At 62.8% G+C, this 647-nt stretch carries 2 protein-coding genes; both read right to left on the bottom strand.

Features of this window, described 5'->3' with window-relative positions:
- Positions 1 to 203: nuclear transport factor 2 family protein (locus ACZXDY_RS46255; RefSeq protein ID WP_464350065.1), on the bottom strand; the 203-nt coding region annotated here is incomplete at its 3' end.
- 65 nt (positions 204 to 268) lie between these two features.
- On the bottom strand, positions 269 to 647 hold a 379-nt coding region (wrbA, locus tag ACZXDY_RS46250), incomplete at its 5' end, for an NAD(P)H:quinone oxidoreductase (RefSeq protein ID WP_464350064.1).

Raw genomic sequence — 647 nt, 5'->3', positions numbered from 1 at the left:
ACTTGGAAGTCGCGAACATCGTCCAAGAAGCCTTTGACGCTCTTGGCGATCGCAGCCATGCCCTTCAACGGGCTGCTGACGCCGGCATAGGCGCCGTATGGATACTCCATCACAGCGTCCTCGGCGTACAGCGCGCACCACGCTGCGAAGTCGGCCTGCATCTCGTGAAAATGGGCGTTTAGTAGATCGGGGGCGTTCATCATGCTCCAACTCTTGGAAACGATGGGGCCCCCGCGTCGGAGCCCGAGGTTGATCTGATGGAGAGTGATCAGCCGAATAGCTTCTTCGCAGTCTGGGCAATGAGTGCACCCTGGTGGCGGGCCCCGGCCAACTCGTTCTCGGACGGCTGACGCGAGCCGTCGCCGCCGGCGACGGTCGTTGCCCCATAGGGAGCACTACCGGTGACCTCGGCGACGGTCATCTGCCCCTGGAAGCTGTAAGGGAGACCCACGATGACCATCCCGAAATGCAGGAGGTTGGTGATGATCGAGAACAGGGTCGTTTCCTGACCGCCGTGCTGAGTGGCGCTCGAGGTGAAGGCTCCGCCGACCTTACCGTGCAGGGCCCCCTTCATCCAAAGGCCACCAGCCTGATCGAGGAAGCTGGCGACCTGCGAAGAGATGCGGCCAAACCGCGTTCCGCCGCCG

It is taken from the genome of Bradyrhizobium sp. LeoB3 (assembly GCF_055456055.1).
Note: the sequence above shows the minus strand (reverse complement) of the source record. Positions and strands in the feature narration are given on the sequence as shown.